The 14,538-nt window shown below is 66.7% G+C and carries 13 protein-coding genes and 1 pseudogene; 8 read left to right on the top strand and 6 right to left on the bottom strand.

The window, feature by feature from the left end; translation table 11 throughout:
* The first annotated feature begins 177 nt into the window (after nucleotides 1-177).
* On the top strand, nucleotides 178-2,334 hold the full coding sequence (locus ACFULV_RS04410; protein ID WP_378653040.1) for an MMPL family transporter: 2,157 nt from the start codon (nucleotides 178-180) through the stop codon (nucleotides 2,332-2,334).
* Nucleotides 2,335-2,398: 64 nt separating this feature from the next.
* Here ACFULV_RS04410 and ACFULV_RS04405 read toward each other — a convergent pair whose 3' ends face one another.
* The 4 genes from ACFULV_RS04405 to ACFULV_RS04390 all read right to left on the bottom strand — a co-directional run bounded on the left by ACFULV_RS04405 (nucleotide 2,399) and on the right by ACFULV_RS04390 (nucleotide 7,828).
* Complete coding sequence (locus ACFULV_RS04405) at nucleotides 2,399-2,962, bottom strand: DUF5134 domain-containing protein (RefSeq protein ID WP_378653037.1); 564 nt, start codon at nucleotides 2,960-2,962, stop codon at nucleotides 2,399-2,401.
* Nucleotides 2,963-2,966: 4 nt separating this feature from the next.
* Nucleotides 2,967-4,376, bottom strand: coding sequence for a hypothetical protein (locus tag ACFULV_RS04400; protein WP_378653035.1), 1,410 nt, complete (start codon nucleotides 4,374-4,376; stop codon nucleotides 2,967-2,969).
* A 247-nt stretch (nucleotides 4,377-4,623) separates the two neighbouring features.
* Nucleotides 4,624-6,414, bottom strand: a complete 1,791-nt coding sequence (locus ACFULV_RS04395) for an FAD-dependent oxidoreductase (protein ID WP_378653033.1) — start codon at nucleotides 6,412-6,414, stop codon at nucleotides 4,624-4,626.
* Nucleotides 6,407-7,828, bottom strand: a complete 1,422-nt coding sequence (locus ACFULV_RS04390; RefSeq protein WP_378653031.1) for an NAD(P)/FAD-dependent oxidoreductase — start codon at nucleotides 7,826-7,828, stop codon at nucleotides 6,407-6,409. The genes ACFULV_RS04395 and ACFULV_RS04390 overlap by 8 nt, the downstream gene beginning before the upstream one ends.
* Nucleotides 7,829-8,031: 203 nt before the next feature.
* Here ACFULV_RS04390 and ACFULV_RS04385 point away from each other — a divergent pair, with 203 nt between their 5' ends.
* The gene (locus tag ACFULV_RS04385; protein ID WP_378653028.1) at nucleotides 8,032-8,670 is read left to right on the top strand and encodes a TetR/AcrR family transcriptional regulator; all 639 of its coding nucleotides are present in this window, start codon (nucleotides 8,032-8,034) and stop codon (nucleotides 8,668-8,670) included.
* Here ACFULV_RS04385 and ACFULV_RS04380 read toward each other — a convergent pair.
* Nucleotides 8,667-9,836, bottom strand: coding sequence for an AI-2E family transporter (locus tag ACFULV_RS04380; RefSeq protein WP_378653026.1), 1,170 nt, complete (start codon nucleotides 9,834-9,836; stop codon nucleotides 8,667-8,669). The two genes, ACFULV_RS04385 and ACFULV_RS04380, sit on opposite strands and share 4 nt — an antisense overlap.
* On the opposite strand from ACFULV_RS04380, the pseudogene ACFULV_RS04375 reads away from it, so the two are divergent.
* Nucleotides 9,829-10,110, top strand: a pseudogene (locus tag ACFULV_RS04375) (hypothetical protein); the annotation flags it as partial. The gene ACFULV_RS04380 and the pseudogene ACFULV_RS04375 overlap by 8 nt on opposite strands.
* Before the next feature lie 38 nt (nucleotides 10,111-10,148).
* Here the strand turns inward: ACFULV_RS04375 and ACFULV_RS04370 are convergent.
* Nucleotides 10,149-10,691: a hypothetical protein gene (locus ACFULV_RS04370; RefSeq protein WP_378653409.1), complete on the bottom strand. Its 543-nt coding sequence runs from the start codon at nucleotides 10,689-10,691 to the stop codon at nucleotides 10,149-10,151.
* Between the two features lie 89 nt (nucleotides 10,692-10,780).
* Between ACFULV_RS04370 and ACFULV_RS04365 the strand changes: the two genes are divergently transcribed.
* From ACFULV_RS04365 to ACFULV_RS04345, 5 genes are all read left to right on the top strand, one after another.
* Nucleotides 10,781-11,137, top strand: coding sequence for a hypothetical protein (locus tag ACFULV_RS04365; RefSeq protein ID WP_378653408.1), 357 nt, complete (start codon nucleotides 10,781-10,783; stop codon nucleotides 11,135-11,137).
* Between the two features lie 82 nt (nucleotides 11,138-11,219).
* The gene (locus ACFULV_RS04360) at nucleotides 11,220-11,600 is read left to right on the top strand and encodes a hypothetical protein (RefSeq protein WP_378653023.1); all 381 of its coding nucleotides are present in this window, start codon (nucleotides 11,220-11,222) and stop codon (nucleotides 11,598-11,600) included.
* 210 nt (nucleotides 11,601-11,810) lie between these two features.
* Nucleotides 11,811-12,698, top strand: a complete 888-nt coding sequence (locus ACFULV_RS04355; RefSeq protein ID WP_378653021.1) for a helix-turn-helix domain-containing protein — start codon at nucleotides 11,811-11,813, stop codon at nucleotides 12,696-12,698.
* A 168-nt stretch (nucleotides 12,699-12,866) separates the two neighbouring features.
* Nucleotides 12,867-14,075 (top strand): cytochrome P450, encoded by a 1,209-nt coding sequence (locus tag ACFULV_RS04350; RefSeq protein ID WP_378653018.1) that lies wholly within the window; start codon nucleotides 12,867-12,869, stop codon nucleotides 14,073-14,075.
* A gap of 73 nt (nucleotides 14,076-14,148) precedes the next feature.
* Nucleotides 14,149-14,538: a nuclear transport factor 2 family protein gene (locus ACFULV_RS04345; RefSeq protein WP_378653016.1), complete on the top strand. Its 390-nt coding sequence runs from the start codon at nucleotides 14,149-14,151 to the stop codon at nucleotides 14,536-14,538.

Below are 14,538 nucleotides of genomic sequence, written 5' to 3'. Positions count from 1 at the left end.
TGAATACATGCAACCGACATTGCCGTCGAGCGTCGAGCGCGGACAGCGAGGACAGTGCGCGCGTGTGCTGTCCGACGCGTGCACCGACGACGCCATCTGGAACGAACTCCGTCCACGCTCCGCGTGCCGGGCGAGATCGGCCCTGTACCTGTTCCCGGGCGATCGCGGGGTCCTGCGATGATCGAACGGTTCGCCATGATCGCGATCCGGACGCCGAAACTGGTTCTCGCCGTGGCGGGTATCGCGTTCGTGCTGTGCGGTCTGCTCGGTGCGCAAGTGACCGACCGCTTGTCGGTGGGCGGGTTTCTCGACCCCGACGCGGAGTCCTCACAGGCTGAGCAGGCGCTGGCCCGCGACTTCGACATCGCGGGAATGCAGCTGATCTTCACCGTCGAAGCACCCGGTGAAGTTCTCACCGGCGCCGGGGCCGATCGTGCGAACGACATCGTGGACGACCTGCGCGTCGACGACCGGGTGTTGTCGGTCGATTCGCCGTGGACCGACCCGAACAGTCTCGCCCGGCTGATCGACCGGGATGGACACGTCGGACTGATCGTGGCGGGTCTGGCCGGCGACGACAACCAGGCGCAGAAGACCGCGGCCGACCTGGCCACTCGGCATACCGGGACCACGGGCGAGATCACCGTCACCGCGGGCGGACAGGCGATGGCGTTCCAGGAGATCAATGAACGCGCCGAGCGCGACCTCGCGTTGGCGGAATCGCTCGCGATCCCGCTGACATTTCTGCTGCTGATCTGGTTCCTGCGCAGTGTGGTCGCCGCGGCGATTCCGGTCGCGGTGGGAGTAGTGGCCATCGTCGCGACCACCGCGGTGCTGTTCGCGCTGACCTTCGTGTTCGACCTGTCGGTCTTCGCGCTCAACATCACCACCGCTCTCGGGCTGGCGCTGGCGATCGACTACTCACTACTGATCATCGGGCGGTTCCGCGAGGAGATCGCTCGTGGTCACGACCAGCACACCGCCATCTCGCTGGCCATGCGGCGCGGTGGGCGGGCCGTGCTGTTCTCCGGTGTGACGGTGGCGATCGCGTTGATCGGAATGTCGTTCTTCCCGATGAACTTTCTGCGTTCCATCGGGTACGCGGGCGTCGCCGTGGTCGCGCTGTCGGTCGTGCTGGCGCTGACGTGTGTGCCCGCCCTGCTCGCACTCCTCGGTGAGCGGATCACCCGAAAGCCGTTGCGAGAGGCGGCCGCGGTCGAGTCGATGTTCCTGTACCGACTGGCGGTGGCGGTGCAGAAGCACCCCGTTCTCATCGCGCTGCCGGTGCTGGGAATTCTGCTGATCGCCGGCGCGCCGGTCCTGGGACTCCAGGTCGGTTTGCCCGACGATCGAGTCCTGCCTGCCGCCGCGCAGGCACGCCACGTCGGTGACACGATCCGAGAGCAGTTCGACGCCAACGCCACCGGCACCGTTCACATCATCGTCCACCGCGAAGGTGCCGACACGGCGACGGCCGAGTACGCGGCCGCGCTGTCGCGGGTGCCCGATGTGGATGTGGTGCTCGCGCCGTCGGGGACCTATGCGGGCGGGCAGCCGGTGGGGCCCGGCGATCCCGGCGCTGCGCGCGCCGAGAGTACCCATCTGACGATCGCCACCTCACTCGATCCGTACTCACCTGCCGCCGCGCGGCAGCTCGATGAGCTCGACGCGGTCGCCGCACCCGGCGACACGGTGTTCGGTGGTTTGGCTCAGCAGAAGCGCGACACGGCAGCCGGGATCGCAGCGGCCTTCCCGAAAGCCCTGGCCTGGATCGCTGTCACCACCTTCATCCTGCTGATGCTGCTGACCGGCAGCCTCCTGCTGCCGTTGAAGGCGCTGGCGCTCAACGTTGTCTCACTCACGGCGACCTTCGGTGCGATGGTCTGGGTGTTCCAGTCGGGACACCTCGGTGGATTCGGCACCGAGATCACCGGTTTCACCGTCGCCACGGTCCCGGTCCTGCTGTTCTGTGTGGCGTTCGGGCTGTCCATGGACTACGAGGTCTTCCTGCTCGCGCGCTTCACCGAGGAATGGGAGACCTCCGGGCACACCAGGGCCGACAACGATCGGGCAGTCGCCGTCGGGCTTGCCCGTTCCGGGCAGGTGGTGACCGCGGCGGCGGTGATGATGATCGTGATCTTCGCGGCGATCGCGACGAGCGGGGTCGCGATCATGCGCATGCTCGGCGTCGGATTGGCGCTGGCTGTGCTGGTGGACGCCACGTTGATCCGCATGATTCTGGTCCCCGCCTTCATGCGACTGGCAGGCACCTGGAACTGGTGGGTACCGCGTGGGGTGCAGCCGATCCTCGAGAAGGTTCGGCTGCGCGAATAGTGTCGATCGCCCAGGTAGCGCCGGCCTCCTGCGCTACCTGGGAGCGACCCGTATCGAACGAGGGTCAGGCGCTCAGCGCCTGCCAGATCATCACGGCCGTCGCGGCGTCCATCACCAAGTGCGGGAACAACGCCCGCGCCGGTCGCCGATGGGCGATCTGCCACGTCAGTGCGCCGAGCGTGACGACAGCGTCGAGGGTGAAGATCGCCACGAATGCCCAGCCGAGCAGCGGGACCGGCAATGAGTTCTCCGCTCCAGCATGGACATGATGGTGGTGCTGCTGCCCGAGGGCCGCGTAGAGCATCGCGAACGCGGCCACACAGTGGTAGATCGCGGCGCCGACGTCGTCGATGCGGCGAGCGATCGTGACCGCGACCCAGGCCGACATCGCGATCGCCAGCACCGAGAAGACGGCACGCCAGACCGTGGCGGGTAGGTCACCAGCTGTCGGCGTCCACATCACCGCCATCGCGACGAGCATGACGACATGGGCGAGTTCGGTTGCCCGACCGTCATATCGACCGGTCGCCGGTGTGCCGGAACGGGCGTCGACCGCGGCGACGAGCGCCGCGGCCGAACACAGGCCGACCGCGATCCACCCCACCGGTGCGGGCAGTGCGTGGTTCACGCGCTCAGACGGGGCTGACGCGCACCACGTGGCGTCCACCGAGGTCCACTTCGATCACAGCGGTACCGTCGGCATCGGCGATCACCGCGGCCTCGATGGCACCGGTGACCTGGTATGAGCGTTCAGGAATCAGCCGTTGCAGCCCGAGCCGAACACGCCGCGGGCCGTCGCCCGGCCGCAGCACCAGATCGAGCGAGGTGCCGTCGGTCACCGCTTTGGCGACCAGGACATCCGGGTAGGCGGCATCACTGAGGATCGGACCGGTTCGCCACTGTCGCGGGACTTCGCCCCGGATCAGGTCGCGCAGCCCGTCCGGGCGGGCGAAGCGAGCCAGGACGTGATGCGCGTTGGTCACCGTCGACGCGCCGGCGTAGCGCTGGGCACCCGCTCGGTCGACGAGCCGATTGTGTTCGGCCAGAGACCGATTCAGTGCGTCGGCGAGGTCGGTCTCGCCCATTTCGGCAGCCGCGGTCGCGACGAACACCCTGGTCATTCCGTCGCCGTTGACCACGTTGTAGTTGCCGAGGTCCACGCGCGATCGAGAAGAACCGCGCAACTGTACTTCGGTGCCGTCGAACCGGACGAAGCGCTGCCGGATGGTGTTCCAGGTATCACGGGCCAGATCGGGCATGGTCGCGTTGAGCCACGCCACCATGCCCGCGTCGTAGGCGAGTACCGGTGCGCTGATGGTGAGCTTGGGACCGAGCCTGCCCGGGATGAACCGTCCGCTGCGCGTGCGCCAGCCGTCGTGGAGGTAGCTGTGCCGGATCCGGTCGACCAGGTCGCCGGTGAGTTCGGTGCCGTGCAGCCGGTCGTGCATCACCAGGGTGTTGAACGCGAAGGCATTGCAGATCGGATAGATGAGGTGGGGCTCGCAGGGGTACTGCGGACAGTCCTTGCGAACCAGCATGTTCGTACGAATCGCGCGGGTGAGCCGCTCGAAGTCGTAGTCGTGCACGCGAGACTTGCTCCACCGCAGGCGAAGTGAACCGGGCTGGTCGAAGGTGGTGTCGGCGTTGAGCGTTTCGTAGAGGCCGAGCATCACCCCGAAATAGCCGGTGTACATGACGTTGGCATGGCGGATCGGGTCGGTGTTGAGCCGGGCGTACCCCACCAGGCTCTCCGTCGCCCAATAGGACCACACGCGCTTGTCGCACATCTTCACGATGGCATTGCGCTGGGCCTCGGCGAGATAGCCGGTGAAGGCCGGGGTGCGCGTGTACTGGGCCATCGCGAGTCCGTAGCCGATGAAGTTGAGCTGATAGCGCAGCGCGCTGGCCGCGATCTGCTCGATCCGGTCGAACCCGTCGAAACGGTCGAGCGGTTGCAGGGCCAGATCCAGGACGAAGCGCTGGAACGCCAGATCCTCCGGACTGGATTCGGTCACCGTGGGCATCGTGATCGCGTCGCTCATCGCGCCGCCTCCGTTCGTTGAGCCGGCCCTCGGCGTCGCGCGGGAGGAGCGAAACTCGCGGTTTCGGTCTCCGTGGCCGGGCGACGGCGCAGGCGCCGGAATCCCGCGACGAGGTAGCTCGCCAACAGACAGCAGGGCATCGTTACCTCATCCGATTCTGTGCGGGCGGCCTTGATTCATTCTGGTGCACATTGACACCACAATGATGTGGTGTCAATGTGCACCAGAAATCGCGGACGGTCAAGGGTCAGCCGTCGAGCAGGTGAGGTAAACCGGCGTGAAAGCGGTCCGCGTCGATGGCTTTGGCGGCAGCGAATGCGGGCAGGGAGACCAGCGGGAAGATCTGGGCGCGGGGACTCGGGTCGTCGGCGGCGTCGAGGATGGCGTTGGCCGCCGCGCGACCGGATTCGTTGGCGCCCTCCATGGTGGCCAGATCGATGTGGTGTCGGACGTGATCACCGCCGAAGTAGAGGTTGGGAATCGCGCAGTGTGCGTCGGGGCGATCGTCGTAGGACCCGACTGTGTTGACCAGCAGCGGGGTTTCGTTGTGGATGGTGGTTCCCGACCAGGTGATGCCGGGGTCCAGATGCCAGGAGTGGATGTCTTCGTCGCGTAGCCAGTCGGTGCCGGTGTTGAGCCAGGCTTTGAGCTGCGCCCAGGTCTCGGTGGCGATCTCGGCGGCGGTGCATTCCTTGGCGGTGCGGCCGAAGTGGATTCCGGGTGTGTCCCAGTCGGAGATGTCGACCGACAGGCATTCCAGCACCGAGCCGTCGCCGTAGGTGGCAGGGAAGTCGCCCACCCACATGGGGGCTTGGCGCAGGGCGGTGAGGGCCCAGGGGGAGCCCAACGCGGCGATGTGTCCCTCCGGGATGTCGGTGGGGCGGCGCAGGTAGTACTGGATGCCGACCATCCAGTCGGTGACCAGGTTTCGCATCCCGCCCAGGCGCGGATCTGCCTCGATGATCGTGTCGTCGAGGAGATCGACCGCGCGGTCGACCGGCATGGCGCACAGATAGTGGTCGGCTGTCACCGTCGTGGTCCCACCTGATCCGCTGATCGTCGCGGCGGCGATGCGACCGCCGGCCATCCGCAATGCGGCCAGGCCCTGCCCCATGACGAAGCGGACGCCGAGTGTGCGCAGGTAGTCGACCCACGGATCGATCCAGGCGATGTTGGTCGGGCGGTTGAGGATTCGGTCGACGCCACCGGCGAACTGCGCAACCGTGCCGGAGGCGGCGAGCACCAGCGCCTCGCCGATCGTGCCGATGGTTCGTGCCGAGCTGGTCTGCGGTTTCGCGGCGACGGTGATCCGGGTGAGCGCGTTCACCAGGTACTTGCGGTAGGCGGGCGACTTTCCCTCGGCCTGCATGATCTGTTCCCAGGTCACGTATTCCCACTGGCCGAAGCGTCGTTCGGTGCTGGAGGTGAACCACACGAGCATCTGCTTGGCGAAGAACGCCAGCTCGTGTGGTGGCAGGTCAGGGATGAAGCCGAGCGCGCCGATGATACTGTTCTGCACCAGTTCCGGCGTCAACTGGCTCAGTCCACCGAGCTCGACCGGGGCGAAGACCGGCGGAAGGTCCTGGAATCCGGCGACCGTGCCCTCGACCCGCACCAGGTTGTCGAGCACACCGTTCGGATTGCCGGGAAACGGGATTCGGCTCATCGTGTCGGGAACATGCTGATAGCAGCCGGGGAAGAAGCGGAACCCGTGTTCACCTGGCAGAGGCTGACGGCCGGGCGACGCGGTCCCCGGCACGCCCATGCTGCGGGCCTTTCCGCCGAGGAAGGCGGGCTCGTAGACGGTGATGTCGTAGCCTCGTTCGGCCAGCTCGTGCGCGGCGCTGAGCCCGGCCATGCCGCCACCGAATATCGCCACCGACTTACCTCCGGAGCGCAATAGTGGCGAACGCCGGCCGGTCGTCGCTGCCGCGAGGGCCGGGGGAGTCGCGGCTAGTGCGGCTCCTGCGATGAGCCCGGCGCGCAGCGCGGTGCGGCGGGTGATCGGTGCTGACAACGGTGTCGGCTGATCAGGCATGGTGTTCTCCTGGACCTGCGGTGGTGAGGGTGAAAGGCGGGCTCGGCGGTGGGCGGTCATCGGATGCTGTGCCGCGCAGGGTTGTTCGCGTGGTTCGCCATTCGCTGGTCGAGTCGCGGATCTCGCGTGCCATGTCGGCCAGGACGGCGGGCAGATGTGCCCACTGATGGACCGAGGCGCGCAGCGCGAGGCCCAGTGCGCGGGACGGGGTATACAGCTCGGCGGGCCGGTGGGTGCGGGAGAAGATGCCTGCGGTGATCTCTGCCAGTTCGGGGTCGTCGGCGGCGGAGCGGTAGAGCTCGATCTCCAAGGGCCGCAGCGTTTCACCCCGTGCCAGCCGGTTCGTCCAGTGGAAGATCTCGCGGCATTCGACGACGCGGCGGTGCTCCCACTCCGACAGGGCGGCGTCGAGAGCCCGCGGGTCGTCGAGAACCTCGTCGACCGACTCGGCGAGCGTGCGTCCATAGTGCAGGGCGTCGCGGATGCCCTGCGCGGTGACGGGATCTTTGAAGTGTCCGGAGTCGCCGGGTAGTGCCCAGCCCGGCCCCGCGGAACGGCGGAAGTACGAGGAAATGCCGGTGGCGGAACGGATCCGGCCCACGCGCTCACAACCGCGCAGCCGGCCGGTCAGATCCGGAATCCGGGCGAGGGCTTCGGCGTAGCGTCGTTCGGCCACACCGGGACCCCGTCCGAGGTCGCTGACCGAGGGCGGCTGTACCAGGCTGAGCACCAGGCCGTCGTCGCACGGGAAGGCGGTGCCGAGGTCGGCACCGACCCGCCACTGGGCGGCGATGTGCCGGGGAGCGTCGGCGGCGTCGCGCCAGTAGGCGAAATAGCAGTCGCGCCCGCTCGGCACGCTCAGAAACGGTCGCTCGGCGCCCACCGCGCGGGCGATCGTGCTGCGCCGCCCGTCCGCGCCGACGACGAGCGCGGCGCGGATCTCCCTGGTCTGGCCCGCGGCGTCGAGGTATCGCACACCGGCGCAACGGTTCCCGTCCCAGATCACCGAGGTGACCCGGCAGCGCGGCCGCACCTGCGCGCCCGCATTCACCGCGGTGCGCGCCAGCACGGCGTCGAGTCCGGTGCGGCGCACGCACATCGCGTAGTCGATGCCGTCGACCGAGGGAAAGCCGGAACCGACACCGTGGCCCGCGGCCTGTGCGTAGGCCCTTGTCAGTCGTGGTGCACCGAGTGCCTCGACGGCGGTCAATGCGTCGAGGCGCTGGAGCTCGGCCAGCCCGGCCGGCCAGAGCAGGTGGGTGGACAGGGTGTCCGACGGCAAGGTGGCGGCGTCGAGCACGACCACCGCGCGACCCGCCCTCGCCAGCGTCGCCGCGGTAGCCGATCCCGCGCAGCGCGCGCCGACCACGACGACGTCGGTCCGTTCGACCGCAGCGACAGGGGAATCGACCATGAGAACCACCTCGGTCACTGAGTCTCGGACAGTGTGTCCGATTGATGATGAGGCGGGCCGCGTTCAGGTGTCAACAGTCAACCGGGACAGGGGGATTGCCGCGGCCTGTACCCCGCCACCATGGCGGCCCGCTGGTCTACGGGCACAATGGGTCGCATGGGCAATGCCAGCGCACCCGGTGCGGCATCGGCGACGGATAGCCGATGCCCTCACTGACCCGTGTCCCGCGATCGGCGCGCAAACCCACCGATGACCGGCGGGCAGAATTCGAACGGCGTGTCCTGATCGCGGTCGAAGACCTGCTGGCAGACGGCACGCCGTTCACCGAGATCGCCGTGCAGAAGATCGCTGCGGCGTCCGGGTCGGCGAGATCTACCTTCTATCGCTACTTTCCGGACAAGAGCAGGCTGCTGATCCGGATGGCGGAGTTGGCCACGGCCGATCTGTTCGCCGCGGCGGAGACGTGGTGGAGTGCCGAGCACACCGATCAGCAGGCCGGAGTCGTGCTGGCCATGCGCGCGATGATCGGCGGCTTCCGCGACCATCGCTATCTGCTGCTCGCCCTGACCGAAGTGGGTTCCTACGACCGGGAGGTCGGTGCGTACTGGCGTTCCCGAGTGGCGACCTTCGCCGAACTGGTGCGTGCCCGGCTGGCGGCCGAACAGACAGCGGGCCGCGTCGGGCCGAAGCTCGATCCCCGAGCCACCGCCCTGATACTCACCTCGATGGTCGAACGCACGATCTCCGTTGCCTTCGCCGCCGAAACCGGTATCGGCGAGGAGGAATTGGCCGAATCACTCGGTCGCGCGATCTGGCTCGTCATCTACGGAGACGCGCCTTAGTCGCTTTCCTTCGGTGAGACAGCATCCTCGGCTGCGGGGGTGGAGCGTTTGCGGCGCGGTGTCGTTTGTTCGATGCGGGGATCCTCGGTCACCGCATAGTGTTTCACGTATTCGGACAGGAACGCCTGGACCGTGGCGGTGGCCGGGATGGCCAGCAGCGCGCCGACCGCTCCGAGCAGCGCGCCGCCGGCCAGCACCGACAGCAATGCGATCGCGGCGTTGACGTCGACGGTGCGCGCGGTGATGCGAGGCTGCAGTAGGTAGTCCTGGAACCACTGGTAGACAACCGCGAACACGATGATCCATACCGCGTCCATCGGGTCGACCGTCAGTGCCACGAAGACCGGAACGATCGCGGCGATGTAGGTGCCGATGGTCGGGATGAACGCGGAGATCACGCCGAACCAGACACCGAGGGCGATGGGGTTGGGCAGGTGCAGGATCGACAGGAATACGCCGTGCACGATCGCGGAGATGATCGCCAGCAACAATCGAGAGAACAGGTAGCCGCCGGTCTTGTCGATGGCGAGGTCCCAGGCGTGCAGGAAGGTCTGCTGGCGTGTCGGCGGCAGGAGCGAGCACACCGTGCGCCGCACCTTCGGGCCGCCCGCGGTGAGGTAGACGCTGAACAGCGCGATGGTCAGGACCTGGGCCAAGCCGCCCAGGACCGTGGTCGACACGCCCCAGGCATTGTCGGCGGCGGTGTGCGCGTAGCTCTCGAGCAGGTCGGATTCGCGCAGCAGCCGTTGACTCAGGTCGTGCGTCGTGAAGTGCTGTCCGAAGGTGTGATTGACCCAGTCCACGCCCTCGTCGAGCAGCCGTGGCGTCTCATGGACCAGGTTGGTCGCCGTCTCCACGAGCAGGGTCACCAGTGCGGCGAGAAAGGCCAGCACGCAGAGGAAGGTGGCGATGAATACCAGGCCGGTGGCGAGACCACGCGGCACCCCCCGCCGCACCAGCAGTGCGACGGGCGGCTCCATCGCCAGTGAGATGAAGAACGCGACGAACAGGATGATCAGGATGCCGGTCAGCCGGTGGAACGCCCAGTCCGCGAGCAGGAACAGCCCGAAGAACACCAGTGCCAGCACCATTGCCCGAGGTAGCCACGTCGGCATTCTGGTTCGCGCGGGCGCCTGCGGAGCGCTGTCCTCGGGGTCGATGTCCACGACTCTCAGTGTCGCCCCGGGTCGGTCCTTTTCCCGGGATCAACGCGGCGTCGACCTGCCGGAAGAGTCGGCCCGCTACCCGGGGGAAATAGTTGCAGTTCCTGAAAGATTGCAGTGTGTGCAAAGTGTGGACGTGACTCAGGAGCCGGTCAAACAGGTCGCAGTCGGTCTGCGTGAACAAAAGAAGCAACGGATCCTGCTCGATCTATGCCTCGCCGCGCGGCGGTTGGCGGTCGAGCACGGGCTGGACGCGGCGAACGTCGACGACATCGCCACGGCCGCGGGCGTCTCGCCGCGCACGTTCTTCAACTATTACGAGACCAAGCTGGACGCGGTGGTCGGCCCGATCGGTGAGATCGGTACGTCCGAAGCCAGGCGCGAATTCGTCGCAGGCGGTCCGACCGGTGTGCTCATCGAAGATCTCACCTGGCTGCATGCCGCGGGCTTCCAGCCGGAAAGCGAAGTGCGCGACGGTATCTCGCTGGTCACGAAGCTGGTGATTGCCGAGCCGAGAGTGCTCGCCGCCTTCATCGCCTCCGGCGCCCGGATGGAAGCCGCCATCGCCGAACTCCTCGCGGCCAGGTGCAGGGCCGAAGTCGACCCCGAATTCGCATCGCTCACCGCGGGAATCATGACAACCATCACCATGCGGGCGGCGATGTCGCTGGCCATCGCGGCGAACGCGACCACCTTGCTGATCCTGATCACCGACTGGGGCGGAAAGCAGTACGCCTGGGGCTCCACGGTGATGGTGTCGATGATCGCCGCCCTCGTCAGCGTGGTCGCGGCTTTCGTGCTCACCTCGCTGATCGGATTCCTCGTCGGCCTGGTGATGTTCGCGGCGATCGGCTTCATCCCGACCTACCTGCAGATGGCCAGCGGTACCTCCGCGTCGGTGTCGGGGCTGCTGCTGATCCCGATGATGACCGGCATGATGCTCACAAATGGGTGGCGCGCTGGGCATCGCGATCTTCGGTTCCATCTTCACCGGCAGGCTGACCGAGAACCTCACCGGCGCGTTCCAGGCGAACTGGCAGGAAGCGGCGGCGGCGAAAATCGATCCGAGCGCACTGATTCCCTCGGTGGTCAAGAACCTGCCGGACAACCTGCACGACGCGATCGTCAGCGCCTACGTCGACGCGCTGGTCCCCGGGTTCTGGTACCTGATCCCGGGTGCGGTGCTCGCGTTCGCGATCGCGTTGTTCATCCCGCATCTGACACTGTCCGACGAAGCGGGAATGGTCGCGCGTGGTGAAGCGGTGATGGCCGAGACCGAGCCGGACCTGGTCAAGGAGAGCTGAGCGGGCCACCCGCCGATCTGGCCGACGCTGCGGCGAATGTACAAGGCCCGCTGACGATTCCGTTAGTACGGACTTATCATTCATGTCGGACACCGTGCGACGTCGCAGCGCCGATCAGAGGAGCGAGTCAGTGACTACCTATACCGAGCAGTGGTCAGAACTGTTCGGAATGACGCTCGACGACTGGCTGTGCACCGGGACCGTGAACGAGGTGCATCCGGACCTGAGCTGGGATCGGGTGCGCCGGCACGCGGTGGCGGAGATGAACAAGCGGCTGGCGGACAGCTGGAGCGCCGGCGTCGACGAGGCGGGGGCGATCAGTAGCGCCTCGCTCGAGCTCTTCGACGAGGGGCACATGAAAGCGATCGCGACCGAGGTGCGGATCGCGACGATCGACAGCGTCGCCTGGATGTCGCAGCTCAGCGTCAGGCGTCAGGCGGACAGGTCTGCGGGAGCTCGCTGACGGGGGCGGCAGAGGATGCCGATCACCTGTTGGTCGTGGGGGTTTCCGTCGAGGTATCGCCGCGGCGATGCGGGCGGTGAAATCGCCGCCGCGCTGGTCGGGCTCGCTGCGGTGTTGATCGTGACGATGCTGCGCAATCACACTCGAGAAACCTAATAGTTGTATCGTGTGGTGCGAATAGGTACTCCAGGGCGGAGGGGAGGAGGCGCGGTGGGCGACAATGTGGAGCCCGTCGATGCGTCACCGCCCACGCAGCGTGTCGTTTCTGTGCTGGAACTTCTCGCCGACGCGGATGAGCCGCAGACCTCGGCGCAGATCGCCGATTGTCTCGCGCTGAGCCGGTCGACCGTCGGCAACGTGCTCTCGGCGCTGCGGGCGCGCGGGTGGGTCAATCGCCGCGGTGATCTGACCTACGAGTTGGGTCCCGCGTTCATGCGGACCGCCGAGCGGGAACGAAGCAAGCTCACCGAGGACTCGTCGTTGCACGCCGCCCTGCAGGGCTTGGCGGAGGACGTCGATTGTGGTGTCGCGCTGGTTGTTGTCGACGGCGCCGAGATCCTGTTCAGCGCTGTCGTCGAGAATCGTGGACGAATTCCCGCCGGAATCTCGGTCGGCACCAGATTGCCGCTCATCCCGCCCGCCGCGGCGACGATCGTGGCCCATTCCTCCGACCTGCTCCGGCAACCATGGCTGGCGGCGGCCGAGCCGGGAGATCGCGTGAAATTCGAGCAGCTCCTCGGCGACATCCATGTCGTCGGCGCCGCGGTCTGGGGGGTCGACTCCCGCAGCGTCGCCACCCTCGATGTCCTTGCCGACGTGGTCGACCATCTCGCCCACGATCCGGTCAGTCGAACGCTGCGCGAACGGGTGCTCGCTCTGCTCGGGGAGATCAGCGGCACGGCTTATCGTCCTGCCGAGCTCGACACCGATATGGCACTGCCGATCAGTTACGTGTCGGCACCCGTCTTCGGCTCCGACGGGGATGTGCTGGCGGAGCTGATCGTCGGCCCGATGCGGGCCGCGGTGAGCAGGGCCGAACGCGACCGTTACCTGGCTGCGGTGATCGCGGCGGCGAAAGTGATTCCCGGCCTGCGTTGACGCCGCCGAGGGCTGTCGCAACCCCCGTGATCGTCGTATGAGCGGGGAGCAGCGTGCTGATCGGTACGTCCGGCGATCTCAGGTCTTGCTAAGTGACACACGTTCCACTTATGGTCGTGGTATCGCTATCTGCATCGGCGGATACAAATATTTGCATCAGGAGGCCCTGTGTCAACGCCGACGCTGCTGGACCGGACCGACATCGAGGGTGTCGACTTCGCCTTCCAGGATGACCCCGACGTGCACGCCACACTCGCGAGGCTGCGGGCCGAGCGCGACTACGCCGTCGTCCCCTTCGCCGGCGTTCGTGCTGTCCTGCTGCTCACTCATGACCTGGTCAGCGCTGCCTTCAAAGACGAATCGACCTTTCCCGCCGCCGCGATCTACCGGATGACGACCGGACCGGTGCTGGGCAAGACCCTGCAGTGCATGGAGGGACAGGAGCACCGGATCGCGCGCGGTGTCGCGACACCGTCGTTTCGGCGCAACAGAGTCGCGGACTTCGTGCAGCCGCTGCTGGAACCGCTGGCACACGAGTTGATAGACCGGTTCCAGGGCAACGGTTCAGCCGATCTGGTCGCCGATTTCACCACCAAGTACCCGGTGCTGGTGATCAGCCGACTGCTCGGGCTCCCGGTCGAGGACGAGGCGACGGTGCACCGCTGGGCCCACGACCTGTTCTACTTCCCGCTCGATCCCGAGGCGGCCATGCGCGCCTCGCGGGAATTCACCGACTACGTCACGCCGATCCTCGAACAACGGCGACGCGAGCCGGGCGACGACCTGAACTCGAGGCTGGTCACCGAGTCGGCCGAGAGTGAGTTCCTCGACGACGAGCAGATCCTGTCTTTTCTGCGGCTGCTGTTTCCGGCCGGCGCCGACACGACGATGCTCGCCTTGGGTAATACGTTGTCCGCCTTGCTGACCCACCCCGATCAGCTCGCACTCCTGCGGTCGGACCCGGAGGAATGGACGCAGTGGGCGATCTGGGAGGGCATGCGCTGGGAGCCGCCCGTCGGGCTGTTGCCGCGTGCGTGCCCGGAAGCGGTGGACTGGCACGGCATTTCGATTCCGGCGCTGACACCGATGATCTTCTCCATCAACGCCGCCCATCGCGATCCGTCGGTGTACGAGCGACCCGACGAGTTCGACATCACCCGCAAGAAGATGTCGATGCTGTCGTTCGGGCAGGGTGTGCACAGCTGCGCAGGGAACTGGCTGGCGATCGCCGAACTCGACACCGCGTTGCGTGTCCTGCTCGAGCGTTTGCCGGATCTGCGGTTGCAGCCCGGCGCCGAGGACGCGGCGAAGGTGACCAGTCAGGTCGGGGTGGCGCTGCGTGGACCGAACGCGCTGCCCGTGCGGTGGCGTCGATGATCACAGGCGCTACCTCGGTGCCGGTCGCCGGCTGACGATCTCCGATTTCGCCGATGGAAAGGACTACACCACAATGACATTCAACGCCGAAGCGCACTCTCCCGATACTCTGATCACCGAATTCTGTGCGAAGTGGGGCCACGGTAACGCAGACGAGCTCGCAGAGTACTTCACCGACGACGCGACCTATCACAACATTCCACTCCAGCCGATCACCGGCAGGGAGGCGATCCGGGAATTTCTGCGTGGATTCCTCGACACATTCGGCGGCATCGACTTTCACGTCGGCCACCAGGTGTGTTCCGGCAACATCGTCTTCAACGAGCGCGTGGACACCTTTACCGTCAACGGGACGACGATCGATCTCCCCGTAGCCGGTGTATTCGAAGTCGTGGACGGCCGAATCCACGCGTGGCGCGACTATTTCGACATGGCGCCGATCACGGCCATGCAGAATCAGTGA

Origin of the sequence: Nocardia sp. NPDC057272, assembly GCF_042668615.1 — a bacterium.
Taxonomy (GTDB): Bacteria; Actinomycetota; Actinomycetes; order Mycobacteriales; family Mycobacteriaceae; genus Nocardia.
This window is presented reverse-complemented; position numbering and strand designations above follow the sequence as displayed.

Coding starts and splice junctions, on each gene's coding strand:
- ACFULV_RS04365 (WP_378653408.1), top strand. CDS start 10,781: ATGGGTGGCGCGCTGGGCATCGCGATCTTCGGTTCCATCTTCACCGGC.
- ACFULV_RS04400 (WP_378653035.1), bottom strand. CDS start 4,376: ATGAGCGACGCGATCACGATGCCCACGGTGACCGAATCCAGTCCGGAG.
- ACFULV_RS04345 (WP_378653016.1), top strand. CDS start 14,149: ATGACATTCAACGCCGAAGCGCACTCTCCCGATACTCTGATCACCGAA.
- ACFULV_RS04360 (WP_378653023.1), top strand. CDS start 11,220: ATGTCGGACACCGTGCGACGTCGCAGCGCCGATCAGAGGAGCGAGTCA.
- ACFULV_RS04410 (WP_378653040.1), top strand. CDS start 178: ATGATCGAACGGTTCGCCATGATCGCGATCCGGACGCCGAAACTGGTT.
- ACFULV_RS04370 (WP_378653409.1), bottom strand. CDS start 10,691: ATGAAGCCGATCGCCGCGAACATCACCAGGCCGACGAGGAATCCGATC.
- ACFULV_RS04390 (WP_378653031.1), bottom strand. CDS start 7,828: ATGGTCGATTCCCCTGTCGCTGCGGTCGAACGGACCGACGTCGTCGTG.
- ACFULV_RS04385 (WP_378653028.1), top strand. CDS start 8,032: ATGCCCTCACTGACCCGTGTCCCGCGATCGGCGCGCAAACCCACCGAT.
- ACFULV_RS04395 (WP_378653033.1), bottom strand. CDS start 6,414: ATGCCTGATCAGCCGACACCGTTGTCAGCACCGATCACCCGCCGCACC.